The sequence below is a fragment of the Roseateles sp. NT4 genome, from assembly GCF_051857475.1.
Classification (GTDB): domain Bacteria; phylum Pseudomonadota; class Gammaproteobacteria; order Burkholderiales; family Burkholderiaceae_C; genus Pelomonas.
In genome coordinates this window covers 1,071,663-1,090,064 of the sequence record NZ_JBPZGZ010000002.1, presented here as the reverse complement: position 1 = coordinate 1,090,064, position 18,402 = coordinate 1,071,663, and the positions used below count along the sequence as shown (strand labels likewise).

15 protein-coding genes are annotated in these 18,402 nt (G+C 70.0%); 5 read left to right on the top strand and 10 right to left on the bottom strand.

All coding sequences use genetic code 11. The features are described from left to right. Positions 1–129 precede the first annotated feature (129 nt). Positions 130–1,047: a PEP-CTERM sorting domain-containing protein gene (locus ACS5PN_RS14755; protein WP_439464725.1), complete on the top strand. Its 918-nt coding sequence runs from the start codon at positions 130–132 to the stop codon at positions 1,045–1,047. Positions 1,048–1,051: 4 nt separating this feature from the next. Here ACS5PN_RS14755 and ACS5PN_RS14750 read toward each other — a convergent pair whose 3' ends face one another. Then, positions 1,052–1,576 (bottom strand): DUF3617 domain-containing protein, encoded by a 525-nt coding sequence (locus ACS5PN_RS14750; RefSeq protein WP_439464724.1) that lies wholly within the window; start codon positions 1,574–1,576, stop codon positions 1,052–1,054. Positions 1,577–1,708: 132 nt separating this feature from the next. Between ACS5PN_RS14750 and ACS5PN_RS14745 the strand changes: the two genes are divergently transcribed. Further along, positions 1,709–2,437 carry a zf-TFIIB domain-containing protein gene (locus tag ACS5PN_RS14745; RefSeq protein WP_439464723.1) on the top strand — a complete coding sequence of 243 codons (729 nt, stop codon included), beginning with the start codon at positions 1,709–1,711 and terminating at the stop codon, positions 2,435–2,437. Between the two features lie 6 nt (positions 2,438–2,443). Continuing rightward, positions 2,444–3,631, top strand: coding sequence for a tetratricopeptide repeat protein (locus ACS5PN_RS14740; protein WP_439464722.1), 1,188 nt, complete (start codon positions 2,444–2,446; stop codon positions 3,629–3,631). Here the strand turns inward: ACS5PN_RS14740 and ACS5PN_RS14735 are convergent. Next, on the bottom strand, positions 3,628–3,879 hold the full coding sequence (locus ACS5PN_RS14735) for a hypothetical protein (protein WP_439464721.1): 252 nt from the start codon (positions 3,877–3,879) through the stop codon (positions 3,628–3,630). The genes ACS5PN_RS14740 and ACS5PN_RS14735 overlap by 4 nt on opposite strands. A gap of 55 nt (positions 3,880–3,934) precedes the next feature. Between ACS5PN_RS14735 and ACS5PN_RS14730 the strand changes: the two genes are divergently transcribed. Together ACS5PN_RS14730 and ACS5PN_RS14725 are read left to right on the top strand one after the other, a co-directional pair. Then, on the top strand, positions 3,935–5,026 hold the full coding sequence (locus tag ACS5PN_RS14730; RefSeq protein WP_439464720.1) for a PQQ-dependent sugar dehydrogenase: 1,092 nt from the start codon (positions 3,935–3,937) through the stop codon (positions 5,024–5,026). A 65-nt stretch (positions 5,027–5,091) separates the two neighbouring features. Then, on the top strand, positions 5,092–7,248 hold the full coding sequence (locus ACS5PN_RS14725) for an Ig-like domain-containing protein (protein ID WP_439464719.1): 2,157 nt from the start codon (positions 5,092–5,094) through the stop codon (positions 7,246–7,248). Between the two features lie 3,905 nt (positions 7,249–11,153). Here the strand turns inward: ACS5PN_RS14725 and ACS5PN_RS14720 are convergent. Genes ACS5PN_RS14720 through ACS5PN_RS14685 form a run of 8 tightly spaced genes read right to left on the bottom strand, consistent with a single transcriptional unit; the run spans position 11,154 to position 18,340 of the window. Then, entirely contained in the window at positions 11,154–11,546 is a 393-nt protein-coding gene (locus tag ACS5PN_RS14720) for a DUF971 domain-containing protein (RefSeq protein ID WP_439464718.1), read from the bottom strand. Beyond that, a complete protein-coding gene (locus ACS5PN_RS14715) occupies positions 11,543–12,520 on the bottom strand; it encodes a HEAT repeat domain-containing protein (RefSeq protein WP_439464717.1) in 978 nt (325 codons plus the stop codon). The genes ACS5PN_RS14720 and ACS5PN_RS14715 overlap by 4 nt, the downstream gene beginning before the upstream one ends. A 6-nt stretch (positions 12,521–12,526) precedes the next feature. Beyond that, positions 12,527–13,348: an ABC transporter ATP-binding protein gene (locus tag ACS5PN_RS14710; protein WP_439464716.1), complete on the bottom strand. Its 822-nt coding sequence runs from the start codon at positions 13,346–13,348 to the stop codon at positions 12,527–12,529. After that, entirely contained in the window at positions 13,345–14,169 is an 825-nt protein-coding gene (locus tag ACS5PN_RS14705) for an ABC transporter permease (RefSeq protein ID WP_439464715.1), read from the bottom strand. The genes ACS5PN_RS14710 and ACS5PN_RS14705 overlap by 4 nt, the downstream gene beginning before the upstream one ends. A 4-nt stretch (positions 14,170–14,173) precedes the next feature. Further along, entirely contained in the window at positions 14,174–15,568 is a 1,395-nt protein-coding gene (locus tag ACS5PN_RS14700) for an ABC transporter substrate-binding protein (RefSeq protein WP_439464714.1), read from the bottom strand. Positions 15,569–15,579: 11 nt separating this feature from the next. Further along, positions 15,580–15,837: a 4Fe-4S dicluster domain-containing protein gene (locus ACS5PN_RS14695; protein ID WP_439464713.1), complete on the bottom strand. Its 258-nt coding sequence runs from the start codon at positions 15,835–15,837 to the stop codon at positions 15,580–15,582. Positions 15,838–15,848: 11 nt separating this feature from the next. Next, positions 15,849–17,573, bottom strand: a complete 1,725-nt coding sequence (locus ACS5PN_RS14690) for a fumarate reductase/succinate dehydrogenase flavoprotein subunit (protein ID WP_439464712.1) — start codon at positions 17,571–17,573, stop codon at positions 15,849–15,851. Next, positions 17,570–18,340, bottom strand: a complete 771-nt coding sequence (locus ACS5PN_RS14685) for a GntR family transcriptional regulator (protein ID WP_439464711.1) — start codon at positions 18,338–18,340, stop codon at positions 17,570–17,572. The genes ACS5PN_RS14690 and ACS5PN_RS14685 overlap by 4 nt, the downstream gene beginning before the upstream one ends. Positions 18,341–18,402: the final 62 nt, after the last annotated feature.

The window sequence follows — 18,402 nt, the reverse complement described above, 5'->3', positions numbered from 1 at the left end:
AAAACCGGACATCCCGCCCCCCGATCGCACGCCCTTTCTTCCTCTGCCTTGAGGGCATAGGCGAGCGTCGGGATTGGCGGCGGCGGGCGGCCGTGGTTTGCTGGGCGACCCCAACCCAGGGAGGCGCCCATGCCCGGCCTTGCATCCCCCTTCGCCCGCCCAACCCTTGTCGCCGTCGCGCTGGCAGCGGCCGGCGCCGTCCAGGCCCTGCCCGCCCTGCCGGCCGCCCAGGCCTATGCCCAGGCCACCAGCACCGACTTCGCCGGCAATGCCTGCGACAGCGGCCTGCTGGTCGGCGCCAGCAGCGCCTCGGCGGGTTGCGCCTCCGTCTCGACCGGCGTCAACGCCGGCAGCCTGGCCACCGCCGGCTCCGGCAGCGTGCGCATCACGTCCAACGCCGACACCCAGAGCACCGGCCTCGACAGCCACGCCGGCAACGGCTGGTCCAGCGCGGGCTTTGTCGACTGGATGGCGATTGCCGGACCGGCCGGCAAGACCGGCGTGCTGACGGGCACCCTCTATTTCTCCGGCGGCCTGGGCGCGTCGGCCAACGGTTCGGCGAACAGCTCGACCAACGCCGGTGCCAGCTACAACTTCAGCGCGAGCTTCTTCGGCCAGAACGTGGGCCTGAGCGGCGGCGTGCTGCAGGCCACCAACGGCACGTCGAACAGCAGCAACCCGGCGGGCGGCGCCTTCACGGTCACGGCGCCCATCAGCTTCGGCAACGACGGCTGGGCCATCGGTGCGATCACGATGACAGCCATCACGCAGGCCGAGTCGGCGGCACGGCCTTACCAGCAGACATCGGCCTCACCCCTCATCAGCGCTGACGCTCGCGCGGCCGCCGCCTTCGGCCACACCCTGTACTGGGGCGGCATCACCATCCTGACCGTCGATGGCGTCGAACTCAGCGGCTATGCGCTGACCTCGGCTTCAGGCGCCGACTACCGCTTCTCGACTTCGCCGGTACCCGAGCCCGGCACGGTCGCGCTGATGCTCGTCGGCCTGGGCGCCATCTCCTGGCGCAAACGGCGCAGCCGCCTCTGAGCCCTCAGCAGGACGAGCCCAGCCAGCGGCCGGTGGACAGCATGCGCTGGTCCACCTCGTCGCTGCTGAGCGCATTGCCGTTGCGGCCGTCCACGGCATTGCCACGGCCGTTGAGCTCGATGCGGTAGCTGGTGGGCCCGTAGGTGGCGTTGAACTTGCCCTGGGTCAGCCCGCCGCCGCCGGTGCGGCAGACATAGCTGCCGGCAGCCTCGCTGGTGTTGAGCTTGCTGGCGGTCGTCTCGCATTTCCAGGGGCCGGAGCCGCTGAGGGCCGATTCCAGATAGGCCGCCAGGTCGATCCTGGATTGCTGGGGCGTCAGGCAGGCCTGCTTCTCGGCCGCCTGCTGCTTGTCCATCTCGGCCTTCTGGGCGTCGGCGAGGCGGCTGCGCAGCTTGGCCCGCAAGGCCGTCAGGCCAGGCTTCATGGACTGGCCGTTGATCCAGATCTCACTGTCCGAGGCCCACAGGCCGGGGTTGACCTCCAAGACGGGTGAGGCGACGGCCGGCAACGCGGATGCGGACAGGACCATGAAGAGACCAAGACAAGACAGGCGAGGCATGTTGAGGTGAAGAGCTCCAAACGGCGCGCATTGCAGCAGTCCCTTCCCCGCAGCGGAATCCCTTGATCGCTTGCGCATGTAACGGCTCGCTACCATGCCGCCATGTCCATGGCCTCTTCCCGACCCTGCCCCTCCTGCGGCGACGCGATGCAGCTGCGCACCTTGCCCGCCCACCATGGCGCGAGCGTCGACATCGACTTCTGCTTCGCCTGCCACGGCATCTGGTTCGATCACCAGGAGAACCTCAAGCTCGCGCCGGAGGCGATCGCGACGGTGTTCAGGGAGATGCACCGCCACCAGGGCGAGCCGCGCCATCCGCTCAAGGCCAGGCTGAGTTGCGCGCAATGCCGCAGCACCCTCGTGCAGGGCTTCGACATCGTGCGCAGCGGCCGCTACATCACCCACCGTTGCCCCCAGCAGCACGGCCGCTTCAGCAGCTTCTCGTCCTTCATGATCGAGAAGGGCTTTGTGCGCCAGCTGACCCGACCCGAGATCGCCGACATCGCGGCCAAGGTCGGCACCATCAACTGCAGCAACTGCGGAGCGCCGGTCGACCTGCGCAAGGAAGACGCCTGCTCGCATTGCCGCTCGGCGCTGTCGCTGCTGGACCCGCAGGCCGTTGAACAGGCGCTGGCCGGCTATGCCAAGGCGGCGGCCAAGGGCCCGACACCCGAGGGCGTGGCCGATGCGCTGGCCATGCTCGCGCGCGACCGTGCACGCGCCGAGCGCGAGTCGCGCCAGAGCGGCTACCGCCCGGAGATCGGCAGCGTCTATGCGGTGGATCTGGTAGCGGTCGGCCTGGGCCTGATCAGCACGCTCTGGGACGACTGAAGCGCGATGGCCGCCAAACCCAGCGACTTCGACCGGGGCCTGGCCCTGCACCAGCAAGGCCGCCTCGCCGAGGCCGAGCAGCTCTACCGCCGCGTGCTGCGCACGGCGCCGACGCATTTCGACGCCCTGCACCTGCAAGGCGTCATCTGCGGCCAGACCGACCGCTTCGATGAAGCCCTGGTCCTGCTGAAACGCGCCCTGGCCCAGCGCCCCGACAGCGCCCCCGCCCTGACCAATCTCGGCAACACCCTGGGCAGCCTGGGCCGCCACCAGGAAGCGGTGCAGGCCTTCGAGCGCGCCCTGGCGGTGCGGCCCGGCGACGCCAAGGCCCTGCGCAACCGCGGCACCAGCCTGCGCGCGCTGGAGCGGCCCGAGGAAGCCCTGGCCAGCTTCGACGCCGCCCTGGCCCTGCAGCCCGCCTACCCCGAGGCCCTGATCGGCCGCGCCGAATGCCTGCTGACCCTGCACCGCCGCTCGCAGGCCATCGCGGCCTTCCAGCAGGCCCTGGCCCTGGGCAAGGACGTCGATCAGATCCAGTACGCCCTCGCCGCCCTCGGCGTCGGCAGCGCGCCGTCGACAGCGCCGGCCGGCTATGTCGAGGCCCTGTTCGACATGTATGCCCACAACTTCGACGACCACCTCGTCAAGACCCTGGGCTATCGCACGCCCGAGTTGCTGTGCGCGGAACTGCAGCGCGCCCATCCGCCGACCGGAGGCGAGGTCATCGACCTCGGCTGCGGCACCGGCCTGTGCGGGCCGCTGCTCCAACCTCTCGCGGGCCGCCTGACCGGCGTCGACCTGTCCGGCCTGATGCTGGCCAAGGCGCGGGAGCTGGGCCTGTACGACGAGCTGGTGCAGGGCGACATCGTCGCGGCGCTGGAGGGTCAGCCGCGGCGCTTCGACATCGCCGTCGCCGCCGATGTCTTCGTCTATATCGGCGACCTCGAGGCCGTCTTCGCCGCGACTGCGGCCGCGCTGCGCCCGGGTGGCCTGTTCGCTTTCTCCGTCGAGGCCTGCGAGGACGGCAGCGACTTCGCCCTGGGCGCCAAGCGGCGCTATGCCCATTCGCTGACCTATCTTCAACGTCTGGCTGCGGCCCACGGCTTCACGACGGAATCGTCCACGCGCTGCGCCATCCGCAAGGAAAGCGACGAGGCCGTCGATGGCCTGCTGGTGGTGATGAAGCGCGCCTAGCGCAGCTTCTTCGCGAAGTTCTGCTGCACGCAACGGCTGATATAGCCGCTCAAGCCCCGCCCGGCCTGGGCGAGTCGTTTCATCTCGTCGACCTGTTCGGCACCCGGCCTCCCGGCGTCGTAGACATAGACCGAGCCGTCGACAAAACGCACCGCAATGCTGGCCGGGCCGAGTTCATAGGCGACGACGCCGGAGTCACCGTTGCGGTTGAGGTAGCGCTGCATGGCGGCATGCCCGGCAAACGGCATGCCGTGCCATCAACTGCGATGATGCGCGTCCCCCGCGCCCACGCCCCCGACTCCGATGAGCCAGCGTCTCCTCCCCCTTCTCCTCGCCCTGGGAGCCAGCCTCGCCCAGGCCGCCCCCGAACTCGAAACCGTCGTCGAAGGCCTCAAGACCCCATGGGCCGTGGCCTTCCTGCCCGACGGCCAGTTCCTCATCACCGAGCGTGATGGCACCATGCGCACGGCCAAGGCCGGCGGCAAGCCCAGCGCCCCCATCACCGGCGTGCCCGCCGTCGATGCCGTCGTGCAGGGCGGCCTGCTGGATGTCGTCACCGACAGCGACTTCGCCCGCAACCGCACCATCTACTTCTGCTTCTCGGAGCCCGGTGCCAACAAGACCAACAGCACGGCCCTGGCCCGCGCCCGCCTCAGCGAAGACAGCAAGCGCCTGACCGACGTCAAGGTCATCTTCAGCCAGAAGCCCAAGATTGAGAGCAGGCATCACTTCGGCTGCCGCATCGTCGAGATGCCCGACGGCAAGCTGATGCTGAGCATGGGCGAGCGCTTCAGCCAGCGGGACAGCGCCCAGACCCTGGACAATCACCTCGGCAAGATCGTGCGCGTCGGCAAGGACGGCAGCGTGCCGGCCGACAACCCCTTCGTGAACACGCCCGGCGCCCTGCCCGAGATCTGGAGCTACGGCCATCGCAATTCGCAAGGCCTGACCCTGGACGACAAGGGCCAGCTCTGGGAGCACGAACACGGCCCGATGGGCGGCGACGAGCTCAACCTGATCAAGCCCAAGCTGAACTACGGCTGGCCCGTCATCAGCTACGGCCTGAACTACGACGGCACCAAGGTCGGCGACGGCATCTTCGCCAAGGCCGGCATGGAGCAGCCCATCGTCAAATGGGTGCCGTCCATCGCGCCCTCGGGCCTGGTGCGGCTGAAGAGCGCCAAGTACGGCCCGGCCTGGCAGGGCAACTTCTTCATCGGCTCGCTGAAGTTCGGCTATCTGGAGCGCGTCAAGCTCGACGCCGACAACCGGCCCATGGAGCAGGAGAAGCTCTTCGTCGACGCCGGCCGCATGCGCGATGTGCGCGAGGGCCCGGACGGCCTGCTCTACCTGGTGCTGGAAGCCCACGGCCGCATCGTGCGGGTGAAGCCCTGATCTGAGGCTCGGGACATTTCTGGTTCAATCGCGGCGCAAAAAACCGATGAATCAGGGAGTCCCGCATGTCCAACGAGTTCGGGCGCCGTGATGGCGCCCTGTTCCGCCACGCCCTCGGCGCCGCGCTGATCTCGACCCTGGCCGCCTGCGGCGGCGGTGGGTCCGACGCACCCGCACCGGCTCCGGCCCCCTCGCCGGCGCCAGCCCCCGCGCCCGCTGCCGTGGCGGCAGCGGATGCCTACACCGTGGCCTGGAACGCCGGCACCGCGCTGGGCGTGACCGACAACGACACTGTCAGCAATGGCAGCGCCAGCGTGGCCGTGGACAGTGCGCCCGCGCACGGCACGGCCACCGTCGACGGCAGCAAGATCACCTACACGCCCAGCCCCGGCTTCTTCGGCTCCGACAGCTTCAGCTACAAGCTCAGCGTCGGCACGGCCAGCCAGTCGGCCACGGTCAAGGTGACGGTGGAGGCCGCGCTGACCTTGCAGGGCCAGGTCACCGATGCGCCGGTCGCCAACGCCACAGTCAAGGCCGATGTCGGCGCGCAGAGCTTCACGGCCACCGCCGATGCCAATGGCCGCTACACCATCGCCGTCAGGAGCAGCCAGCCCGGCGATTTCGTCACGCTCACCGCGACGGGCGCCGGCACCCAGTCCAAGGTCGTGCTGACCAGCCTGCCCGGTGAGATCGGCGGCCTCGCCGCCGCGGCCAAGGATGGCAAGCTGGCCGCCGAGCAGAACGCCGCCCTGAACCTGACGCACCTGAGCGCGGCCCAGGCCGGCCTCATCGCTCAAGCAGGCGCACAGCCCAAGACCAATGCCGAGCTGACGGCGGCACTGGAGCGCCTCGGGCCGCAGACCGTGCTGGACGTGGCCGCCACGGCCAAGCTCGTCATCGACGGCGGTGTCGCCCTGCCGGCCGGCGTGGCCGACACCCGCGCGCTGCTGAACAGCGCCACGGCACTGAACGGTTTGCGCAACAGCCTGCGACGGGACAAGGCCGTCGATTTCGAAGCCGCCCGCCAGGCCACGCTGGGCGACACCGCCCTCAACGCGCCACCGCCTTCACCGGCAGCCAGCGGCGCCCCGGTGACGCTGATCTACAGCTATGGCGACGAGGCCGGGTCCCAGGCCGTGCGCACGCTGACGTTGCGCGCCGACGGCACCGGCACCGACGTCACCGACCGGCCGCGCGCCGTGCACTGGACCGCTGGCGCTCACTCGACGACCGTCACCTACGACCAGTACCCGGTCGAGAGCTACCGCCCCTACGACTACACCTACCTGGGCCAGTTGCAGATCTCCGAAGATGTCCCCTTCCAGCTCATCCGCACGGGCTTGGTCCTCAGCGATGTCGGCGGCCCGCAGGGCGCGTCGCTCGCCAGGGTCACGCGGCTGGGGCGGGTGATGCGGGGGGCGCCCGGTCAGGTGCTCGGCGTGCGGCAAGTCGACAGCAGCGACCTCATGCGCCGGCAGACCGCCACGCCGGCCTTCAAGGCAGAGGACTTCGCGGTCGGCACCCAGTGGGCCGGTGTGCCCTCGTCGCTGAGCCTCCTGATGGACGCGGTGGAGTCCCATCAGGACATCGCGACCATCACTTCGGCCACCGAGCTGACGCTGTCGCGCTCGGGCCTGAAGGGCAATTGGCGCCTGGTGGACGGCAAGCTGCGCGTGGACTTCGCGCGCAACTCCTATCTGTACACCTTGCTGGGCAAGGGCGCCCACGGCGATGCGCGCTGGCTGATCCAGGACCTGGGAGCGGACGGCAGCCCGCAGACGGCCGTGGAAGTGAGCGTCATCCCGGTGGCCATTCCGACGCTGGACCGCGCCTTCTGGCAGCACAGCTTCGCGTCCAACGTCACTGCCAGCTACAGCCCGGGCACCTACTACCAGCCGCGCAGCGACGGCCGCTTCGGGCTCCAGTACACCGAAGCAGGCCAGCCGCCCACCGCCTTCGACTTCAGCCGCCGCGAGTGGCGCCTGCTGGCCGATGGGCGCCTGGAGGCGGTGCGCAGCTACGAGGCCAACTGCAGCATCTACCAGCCGCTGCCCGGCCAGGGTGCCTGCACGCTTTGGCAGCAGCGCGAATGGCAGCCGCTGCTGCGCGTCGGCGACACCGTCTGGGTGATGCAGCATGGGCCGGTGGTGTTCGATACCGATGGGACCGCAAGCAATGCCGACTCCTGGATGCTGTTGGCGCTGACACTGCAAGCCGACTGACACCCGTCGCCAAAAGGGGAGATGCCGATGCCGACTCGCCTGATCCGCCGCCTTGCCATGGCCTTGGCTGTGGCCGCCACCGTCGCCCAGGCCGCGCCGCTGACGCCCGCCGAGCTGCCCGCCGCCACGCGCGACTGGCTGCCCTGGGCCCAGCAAGGCCAGCCGCCGCTGGGCTGCCCGGCGGGCAGCGCCGAAGGCGAGACACCGGTCTGCGTCTGGCCCGGCCGGCTGCAACTGGGCGCCGGCGCGCGTGAGGCGACGTTCAAGCTGGAGGTGCAGGTCTACGGCGCACCGGCCCGCATCGTGCTGCCCGGCGAGGCCGGCGCCTGGCCGCAGGACGTCAAGGCCGGCGGCAAGCCCCTGGCCGTCGTCGAGGCGAGCGAACACCCTGCCGTCTGGCTGCCACCTGGTGCCCATGTCGTCGAAGGCCGCATCACCTGGGCCGAGATGCCGCAGAACCTGGCCGTGCCGGCCAACCTGGCCACCATCGTCGTCAGCAGCGACGGCGCCACGCAAGCACGCGCGCCTGATGGCGAAGGCCGTATCTGGCTGCGCGCCGTGGCCAGCCCCGCCGAGGCCACCGACAGCGTCAGCGTGCAGACCGTGCGCCTCATCGACGACGAGCTGCCGCTGACCGTGACCACCGCCTTCGACCTGCGCGTGGCCGGCCGCGCCCGCGTGGTGGAGCTGCCGCAGGCCCTGCTGCCGGGCCTGCGCGCCATGCAGCTCGACAGCCCGCTGCCGGCCCGCCTGGCCGATGACGGCCGTCTCATCGTGCAGGCCCGGCCGGGCAACTGGCACATCGAACTGCGGTCGCGGTTGATGGCGCCGGTGCAGGCGTTGAAACTGCCCGAGGGCGCGTCCGACGAGGAGGTCTGGGTCGTCAAGGCGGCGCCGGCCCTGCGGCTGATCCGCCCCGAGGGGCCGACGAGCGTCGACCCGCGCCAGGTCGAGATGCCCGATGCCTGGCGCGCCCTGCCGGCCTTCCGCCTCAAGCCCGGCGAGACGCTGAAGCTGACCGAGCTGCAGCGCGGCAATGCCAAGCCGGCCCCGGATGCATTGAAGCTGGAGCGCCGGCTGTGGCTGGACTTCGACGGACACGGCCTGACCGCCAGCGACAAGTTCGAGGGCCAGCTGTCGGCCAGCTCGCGCCTGGCCATGCCCGCGCCGGGCCAGCTCGGCCGCGCGGCCCTGAACGGTGCCGACCAGCCCATCACCCGCCTGGCCGCCGACGGCCCCGCCGGTTTCGAGGTGCGCGACCGCAACACCGCCATCGAAGCCGACAGCCGCTGGCCTATCGACACCGCCCTGCCGGCCAGCGGCTGGAGCGTCAGCGTCGACAAGCTGCGCGCCCAGCTGCAACTGCCGCCCGGCTGGCGCCTGCTGCATGCCCAGGGGCCCAGCAGCGCCACTGGCGCCTGGATCGGCCTGTGGACGCTGTGGGACTTCTTCTTCGTGCTGCTGGCCGCGCTGGCGGCCTATCGCCTGCTGGGCTGGCGCGTCGGCGTGCTGCTCGGGCTGTCCCTGGTGCTGACCTGGCACACGCCCGGCAGCCCGCCGGCCGTGCTGTGGTTCGGCCTGCTGGCCTTGACGGCCCTGGCCCGCGCGCTGCCCGCGGGCCGCGCGCAGATGGCGTTTGCGCGCGGCCGCTTCGCGGTGGCGGGCATGCTGGCCCTGCTGCTGCTGCCCTTCGCGGTGCAGCAGGTCAGGGAGTCCATCTATCCCAGCCTGGAGCAGGTCCCCTGGACGGCGGGTGCTGTCGCGGCGGTCACGGGGCCGAGAGAGGTGCGCATCGTGGAAGAACGTCTGCCCCCGCCCGCGTTCCAGGTTTCCGTCCAGTCGGCGCCGCCGAGCAGGTACGAGAGCCTCGTGCAGAAGCGCGCCCCGATGGAGCGCGTCGACCCCAATGCGCGCGTGCAGACCGGCCCCGGCCTGCCGACCTGGAACTGGCGTGTCCACACACTGAGCTGGAGCGGTCCCGTCACGCCCGAGCAGACGCTGCGGCTGTGGCTGCTGCCGCCGTGGGCCACAGCGCTGATGAAGCTCGGCGGCCTGGCCCTGCTGGCCCTGGCCCTCATCGTCGTCACCGGCTTGAAGCCGCCACTGCGTTCACCACGAGCGGGCGCCGTTGCGGCCGCCCTGCTGCTCGCCCTGGGCCTGACGCCTCAACCGAGCGAAGCCCAGGCCGCCAACTGGCCCAGCGCCGAGCAGCTCAAACTCCTGCAAGACAAGCTCGCCGCGCCGCCCGACTGCCTGCCGCGCTGTGCCGAGCTGGCCCGCCTCTTCGTCAGCGCCTCGGGCTCGACGGTGCAATTGCGCGCCGAGATCCACGCCCAGGCCCTGGTCGCCGTGCCCCTGCCCGGCCAGGGCACGGGCTGGCAGCCCGGCAGCGTCACGATGGACGGCCAGCCCGCCGCGACGCGACGCGACGACGAAGGCCGGCTGCTGGTGGCCGTGCCGGCCGGCGTTCACCAGGTGGTGCTGAGCGCCGACGTGGGCGGTGCCAGCAGCCTGGACATCACGCTGCCGCTGCCGCCACGCGCGCTGCAGAGCGATCTCAAGGGTTGGGCCCTGGCCGGCCTGGACCCACGCGGCGAGAGCACCGGCGCCATCACGCTGAGCCGCGCCGCCGGCGCCGGCAGCGCCCGCAGCGAGGATGCGGGCACCCAGCGCGACGCCCTGCCGCCCCTGGTGCGCGTCGAGCGCCTGCTGGAACTGGGCCTGCGCTGGCAGGTGCAGACCCATATCCAGCGCCTGGCCCCCAGCCGCGCGCCGCTGCGCGTGCGCTGGGCCCTGCTGCCCGGCGAGGCCGTCAGCGATGCCCGCGTGACGGTGGACGGCGGCGTGGCCAGCCTGCAGCTCGGCGGTGAGGAAGAGGCCGACGTCGCCAGCAGCCTCAAGCCCAGCGAGGCGCTGACGCTGCTGGCCGGCAAGGAGGCCAATCAGGTCGAGCGCTGGACGGTGGACGCCTCCACGCAATGGCATGTGGAGGCCAGCGGTCTGCCCGCCACGGCCCTGCAGCAGGGCGGCCAATGGCAACCCGAGTGGCGGCCCTGGCCCGGCGAGACGCTGCAGCTGGCGGTGCGCAAACCCGCCGGCGTTCCTGGCCAGACACTGACGCTGGACAGCGTTCGCACCACCCTCGACCCCGGCGAACGCAGCACCGATGTGCAGCTGAGCCTGAAGCTGCGCGCCAGTCTCGGCGGCCCGCACGCCATCAAGCTGACCGCCGGCGCCGAACTGCTGGAGGTGAAGCTGCGCGGCGAAACCCTGCCGCTGCAACTGCGCGACGGCGCCGTGACCCTGCCGCTGACGCCCGGCCCGCAGGACGTGCAGCTGCGCTGGCGCGCGCCCGAGGGCATGGGCTTCTGGTGGCAGCACTCGGGCCTGGCCCTGGGCCTGCCCGGCGTCAACGACGCGCTGACGCTGGACGTGCCCCAGGACCGCATCGTGCTGGCCGTCGGCGGGCCGCTGATGGGCCCGGCTGTGCTGATCTGGGGCGTGCTGGTCGTCGTGCTGGTGATCGCCTGGTTCGCGCCACGTGGTCTGCCGGGCGTGATGGCACGGCCGGCCTGGCTGATCCTGGCCCTGGGCGTGGCACCGGTATCGCTGTGGGCCCTGGTGCTGCTGGCCGGCTGGTTCGCGCTACTGGAGGCGCGCCGGCGCTGGACGCAGTCCCTGCCGAACACGGCGCGGTGGCTGCGCATCCTCGTGCAGCTGCTGCTGGTGCTATGGACGCTGTTCGCCGTCGGCGCCCTGCTGGACGTACTGCGCACCGGCCTGCTCGGCTACCCCGACCTGCTGGTGGCCGGGCCGAACTCCACCAGCCACGAGCTGAGCTGGCTGCACGACCGCTTCACCGACCGCACGGCCGGCGCCTGGGTGCTGAGCGCGCCGGTCTGGCTCTACCGTGTGCTGATGCTGGCCTGGGCGCTGTGGCTGGCGGCCTCGCTGCTGAAGTGGGTGAACTGGGCCTGGAAGGCTTTCAGCGAGGGCGGAGCCTGGCCGGACAAGCCGGCAGCGGTGGAGTCGACGGATGACAGCTCGCGCAACCAGACCCAGGGATAGATGCCGCGGTCGTGGCCGTCGCTGAAGACGAGCTGAAGCGCGTACTGGCCCACCGGCCGCGCGTCGGCTAGTTGCGCGGCACGCTCATCGCTGCGGCTGCGGCCGGCGCGGCAGTCACCGCAGCGGCAGGCGGCGCGCAGACGGGCAGCGGGCAGTTCGGTCGCGCCGTCGCGCCAGCGCAGGCGCAGCATGGCGGGCGTCAGGTCGACCGCTTCGGGCAGCTCGGTCATCGGTCCACTCCCGCGGGCGCCCCCAGGCGCTGCAGCGACAGCCGCACGGCCTTGCGGACCTCGGGGTCGGGGTCGGCAGCGGCGGCCTGAAGCACCGGGACGGCCGCAGCGTCGCCGATGTCGCCCAGGGCGATGGCCGCTTCCTTGCGCAGATTGCCGGCGGGGTGGATGAGGGCTTGGCTCAGCACGGGCAGGGCCTGCGTGTCGGCGATGCGGCCCAGCGCCCGGGCAGCGCGCAGGCGGACCTGCCAGTAGTCGTCTTCCATCGCAGCACGCAGCGCGGCGGCAGCGGCCATGGCGCGCAGCTTGCCCAGCGTCGACGCTGCTTCCTCGCGCACCGTCCAGGCAGCATCCTGCAGCGACTCGCACAGCGCGGCCTGCACGCTGGCGATCTGCTCAGGCGCCGCCAGGCCCAGGGCACCGGCGGCGGCGCGGCGGACCTCGGTGTCGGCATCGGCGATGACGACGCGGGTCAACAGCGGCAGGGCCGGCGCATGCTTGAGCCAACCCAGCACGGCGACGGCCTCGCGGCGCACGCTGGCGTCGGCGTGTTGCAGGGCGGCGAACGCGGGAGTCGCCGCGGCAGGCACGCGAAGTTCGCGCAGGGCACGCAAGGCAGAAGCGCTGATGAAGGCATCGGGCGAGGCGGCATGGGCCAGCAGGCGCTCGCCGGAGCGCGGGTCCTTCAGCTCGGTCAGGGCCTGGGCGGCGGCGCCCGAGACTTCAGCGGTGTCGCTCAAGGCGGCAGCGAGTGCGTCGACAACAGCGGGTTCGTCCCAACCGGCCAGCGCGCGAGCGGCCTCGGCGCGCAGCGTGGGGTCGGGGTCGTTTCGCAGCAGTTGCGCGAGTGCCGGCAGCACGGCGGCGTCCTCGATGTCGGCAAAGTCCAGCACGGCGACGCGGCGCACACCGGGGTCGGCATCGGCCAGGCGTTCGAGCAGCTCCTGCACTTCGGGGTCGATCAGATCAGTCATGTCGGCTCAGTTCGCGAAGCGCCAGCGTGGCGTGCCAAGGGGTGTCAGCCGCTCCAGCGGCGGCGCGTGGCCGTCCTCGCGCAGCAGGGCCAGGCAACGGCGCTTGAGCTGCACGAACTCGGGCTCGGTCAGCAGCGCCGCGCTGCGCGGGCGGGCGAAGTCCAGCTTCAGCTCCTCGACGATGCGGCCGGGCCGCGGACCAATGACAAGGACGCGGTCGGCCAGGAAGAGGGCCTCGTCGATGTCGTGGGTGACGAAGACGACCGTGGTGCGCATGCGCGTCCACAGCTCCAGCAGCAGCTCCTGCATGCGGCTGCGGGTCAGCGCATCCAGCGCGCCGAAGGGCTCGTCCATCAACAGCACGCGCGGGTGGTTGATGAGTACGCGGGCAATCTCCACACGCTGCTGCATGCCGCCCGACAGCTCGCGTGGGTAGCGGCGCTCGAAGCCCTGCAGGCCGACCAGTTGAACCAACTCGGCCGCCCGCTGCTCGCGCTCGGCGCGCGGCACACCTTTCATCTTCAGGCCATAGCCGACGTTGTCGAGGACGGTCTTCCACGGGAACAACGTGTGCTGCTGGAAGACCAGGCCACGGTCGGGATCGGGGCCGGTGATGGCCTCGCCGTCCAGCGAGAGCTGGCCGTGCGACGGCGACAGATGGCCTGCGAGCGCGCCCAGCAGCGTGGACTTGCCGCAGCCCGAGGGGCCGAGCAGGCAGACGAACTCGCCGGGATCTATGGTGACCGACAGGTCGCGCAGCACCTCGAAGCGGGCCGAGCCCTCGCCCAGCTCGATGGACAGATGCTCGACGGTTATGCGCCCGTTCATCGCTTGCCTCCCTGCCAGGGCATGAGCCTGGCGCCTGCCCAGATGACGAGGGCGCTGCTGCCCATGCCCAGGGCGCCGATGACCAGCATGCCGACGACGATGTTGGGATAGGCCTGGACGGTATAGCTTTCCCAGGTGTAGTAGCCGATGCCGTACTGCCCGGCGATCATCTCGGCGGTGACGAGGCAGAACCAGCAAGTGCCCATGCCGATGGACAGGCCGGTCACGATGCTGGGCGCGGCACCCGGCGCGACGACTTCGGTGAAGAGCCGCCAGCCGCGCGTGCCCAGGCCTCTTGCGGAAGCGATGAGGCGGGCGTCCACGTGCTGCACGCCGTGGATGGTGTTGAGCAGGATGGGGAAGAGAGCGCCGACGAAGGTGATGAAGATCATGCTGCCCTCGGACGAGGGGAACATCAGGATGGCCAGCGGAATCCACGCGACGGCGGGGATGGGGCGCAGCACCTCCAGCGGCGGCAGCAGCAGCTTGTTGGCCAGCGGCAGACGGCCGATCAGCAGACCCAGGCCCATGCCCAAGAATGCGGCGAGGCCGAAGCCGGCCCCGACGCGCATCAGGCTGCTGGACAGATGCGGCCAGAGCTTGGGCGACTGCGCCAGCTGCCAGGCCGCCTCCAGCACCTCGGCCGGCCGCGGCGTGTTGGCGAAGGTGACGAAGCCGAGGTTGATGCGCCAGGCGCAGGCCAGCTGCCAGGCCAGCAGGCAGCCGACGAGGGACAGCAGCTGCAGCGACAGCCGCGTCAACGACGGCCGCCAGAGCGGGCGAGGTGCGGCCTCGGCAGGCGCGGGAAGGACGGCGCTCATGGCATCACTTCGCCTTGGCGACAGCCTGGGCACCCGCAAAGTCCAGCGCCTTGCCCTTCACCGCGGCGGCATAGGCATTGGCGGCGTCCTTCTGCAGGAAGGCGCTCAGCTGGCCGTTGGCGTCGGCGACGAAGGAGGCGTTGGGTGCCAGCAGCTTGATGCGATGCACGAGGTCGTGCACATAGACACCGCGAGCCTTCTTGCCTTCGGCTTCCAGCTTGCGCAGGTCAGCCAACGCGCCTTCGATGGTGGCGTAGTGGCGCACCTTGGGCTCGCCGACCAGCCAGATGCCGGCCACGCGCTGGAAGTCGGTGATGGGTTTGCCGGTCACCGCGTCGTTGGCTTTCAACGCCAGCTTGTCGTAGTTCTTCAGCTTGGCTTCGTAGTCGAGGCCCGAGGCCTTGAAGGCGGCGCGGATGTAGCTGTCATCGATGAAGGTCTCGGCCTTCAGCGGCGATTCGCGGCCCATCAGCTTCAGGGTCTCGATGGAGGTGGCCAGGGCCTTGCGGTACTCGGGCTTCCAGGTGTTGTCGCGGGTCTGCAGGCCGAGAGGCCCGTGATAGAGATAGTTCACGGCGGCTTCGATGCCGGTGACCTTCTCGATCAGCTCGCTGTACTTCTCGGGCTCGGCGGCGATGAGCTTGTCGGCCTCCAGCGCGGCGCGCAGGAAGGCGACGACGATCTCGGGGTACTTCTTCGCGTAGTCCGCAGCCACCAGCGAGCCGTGATACGTCGGCGCATTGGCCTGGGCGCCGTCATAGATCTTGCGCGCGATGCCGCGATGCTCGAAGAGTTCGACAAAGGGCACGAAGTCGGCGTGCGCCTCGATCTTGTTGGCCTGCAGCGCAGGGCCGGCCACCTCAGGCGCCTGCGTGATGATGTTGACGTCCTTCTGCGGGTCCCAGCCCTGGGACGCGATGGCGCGCAGCAGCATGCCGTGCGACGTGGACGCGAAGGGGACGGAGATGGTGCGGCCCTTCAGCTCGGACAGTGAGGTGATGGTGGACTGCTTGGACACCACGACGCCGTTGCCGCTGCCCAGGGTGCTGCCCGACAGCACGGTCAGGAAGAGGCTGGCTTTGCCAGCCTTCAGGAAGGCGGCGCCGTTGTTGGAGCCCGGGAAGTCGGCCATGGAGCCGATGTCCAGCTTGTCCGCCACCATCTCGTTGGTCAGCGGCGCGCCGGAGGTGAAGTTCTTCCACTGGATGTCGTAGGTGACACCCTTGTACTTGCCATCCTTGGGCAGGTATTTCTCCAGCAGATGGAGTTCGCGGATCAGCAGGCCGCCGGTGGCGCAGTTGATCGTCGTGTCCTGGGTGCCGATGGCAACACGGATGGTTTCTGCATCGGCACCGGAAGCCAGCGCGAGAGACAGAGCGAGGAGAGCAAGTTTCTTCATGGTGGTGGAGGTCAGCGCAGCAGATAGGGAATCTCGACGTGGACGGCGCCGGTGGGGCAGTCCTTCTCGCAAGGCATGCAGTACCAGCACTCGTCGAACTTCATATAGGCCGTGCCCTGGCTGAGGTCGATGGCCAGCACGTCCAGCGGGCAGACGTCCACGCAGACGGTGCAGCCCTTGTGGGCTATGCACTTGTCGGCATCGACGGTGACGGGCACCTGCGTGGGCGTCAGCGCCTGGGGGCGGATGGGGATGGTCATGGTGGTCATGGGAAGTCCTCTCAAGCCGGGACGGCGTCAGGGATGCGCAGGCGGCTGTAGGCGGTGCTCTCGGCCTGGGCGATGGGCACGATGTAGGGCTCGATGGCGCGCTTGAAGCAGGTCATGCGGCCGTCCGCACCCTTGTGCAGTTGCGCGTGCACCATCCAGTCTGCGTCGTTGCGCTCGGGGTAGTCGACCCGCGCGTGGTACAGGCCCCAGCGGCTTTCCGTGCGGAAGAGGGACGCGCGCGCAGCCATCTCGGCGCAGTCGCGGATGAAATGCACTTCCATCGCCCGCATCAGCTCGTGCGGGTCGCGCGCTTGCAGCAGCTTGAGGTCTTCGCGGATGCCCTCGAAGCGCTCCAGGCCCAGCTCCATCTTCTTCGTGACCTTGGGCGGCTGCAGATAGTCGTTGACCATGCGGCGTAGCTTGAACTCGACCTGGTTGGGCGGCAGGCCGTTCTCTCTCAGCAGCGGAGCCTGCACACGGGCACGCTCGGCCTCCACCTGGCCCGCATCCACCGGTGCGAAATCATGCTCGGCGCAGAACCGGGCGCTGCTCTCGCCGGCCAGCTTGCCGTAGACGAAGGCACCCAGCATGTAGTTGTGCGGCACGCTGGCCATGTCACCAGCGGCATGCAGGCCGGCCACCGTCGTCTGCGCATGCTCGTTGACCCACACGCCCGAGGCGGAGTGGCCGCTGCACAGGCCGATTTCGGAGATGTGCATCTCGACCATGCGCTCGCGGTAATCGGTGCCGCGGCCGGCGTGGAAGCGCCCGCGGCTGGGGCGTTCGTTGGTGTGCAGGATGGTCTCGATCTGGCTGATCGTTTCTTCCGCCAGGTGGTCCAGCTTCAGGAAGACCGGACCGTTGCCGCCCTGCAGCTCGCGGTAGAACTCCCACATCATCTGGCCCGACCAGTAGTCGCACTCGATGAAGCGCTGGCCCTGGGCGTTGGTCGTATAGCCGCCGAAGGGCCCGGTCACATAGGCGCAGGCCGGGCCGTTGTAGTCCTTGATCAACGGGTTGATCTGGAAGCACTCGATGCCCGACAGCTCGGCCCCTGCGTGATAGGCCATGCTGTAGCCATCACCCGCGTTCGTCGGGTTCTCGTAGGTGCCGAACAGATAGCCGCTGGCCGGCAGTCCGAGGCGCCCGGCCGCACCGCAGCTCAGCACGACGCTCTTGGCACGGATGACGTGGAAGTCCGCCGTGCGGCAGTCGAAGGCCATGGCACCTGCGATGCGGCCTTCATGCGTCAGCAGGCGCGTCGCGACGAGGCGGTTGGTGATCTCGACCCGCGTGCGCTTGAGCTGGCGATACAGCACCTTCTTGATGTCGTGGCCCTCGGGCATGGGCAGCACATAGCTGCCCATGTGGTGGACCTTCTTGACGGCGTAGTCGCCGGTCTCGTCCTTCTCGAACTTGACGCCCCAGCGGTCCAGCTCCTCGACCATGGCGTGGCTGTTGGCCGCATAGGCCATGACGGCCTTCTGGTTGACGATGCCGTCGTTGGCGACGGTGATCTCGCGCACATACTGCTCGGGCGTGGCATGGCCGGGCAGCACGGCGTTGTTGAGGCCGTCCATGCCCATGCTGATGGCGCCGCTGCGCTTGACGTTGGCCTTCTCCAGCAGCAGCACGCGCAGCTTGGGGTTGGCCTGCTTGGCCTTGACGGCCGCCATCGGGCCGGCGGTGCCGCCGCCGATGACGAGGACGTCGACTTCGGTTTCTATGGTGTTCATCGGAATGTGGCGTTGCGTTGCAGGCGCAAGCGGTACTGGAAGTTGTCGGCGCGGCAGTACAGGTGCTCGTAGTCGAGCGGTCGGCCATCGGCGCCGTGGGTCAGACGTTCGATATGCAGCAGGGGCGAGCCGCGCTCCACATCCAGCAGGGCGGCTTGTTCGTCGTCGGCGAGCTGCGCGTCCATGACAAGGTCTGCATGGCCGAGCGGCGTGGCGCAGTCGGCCTCCAGGATGCCGAAGATGTCGCGCACGGCCAGGTCCTCGCGGGCGACGCGCTGGCCCAGCACCAGCGGCAGCCAGGTCAGGTCCAGCGACACCGGCTGGGCGCCGACATGGCGCACGCGGCGGATCTCGGTGACGGGTTCGCCGGCCGTGAGCAAGAGGCGCTGGGCGACTTCTTCAGTCGCGGGCACCGTGCTCACGGCCAGCACGCGGTTGTAGGTGTCGTGGCCCAGGGCGCCCATCGCCTCGGCAAATCCCTGCAGCCGGCCCAGTTCCTGGAAGGGCTTGGTGGGCGACACGAAGCTGCCCTTGCCCGCCACCTTGAAGATGACGCGCTCCTTCTGCAGGTCGCTCAGCGCCTGGCGCACGGTGATGCGGCTGACGCCGTACAGGCCCATCAGCTCGCTCTCGGACGGCAGGCGGTCGTGGGGCTGCCAGGCACCGCTGACGATGCGGGCGCGGATGTCCTCGCGGATGCGGCTGTACAGCCGCACCGCGGCGGGGCCGTGGTGCAGCGGGGCTTCAGCGCGGATGGGAGCAAGCATGGGTGAGAGGGCCTGACCTGTCATGTCAGGTGCTCACATCGCAAGGGCTGTGCCGACCCGCT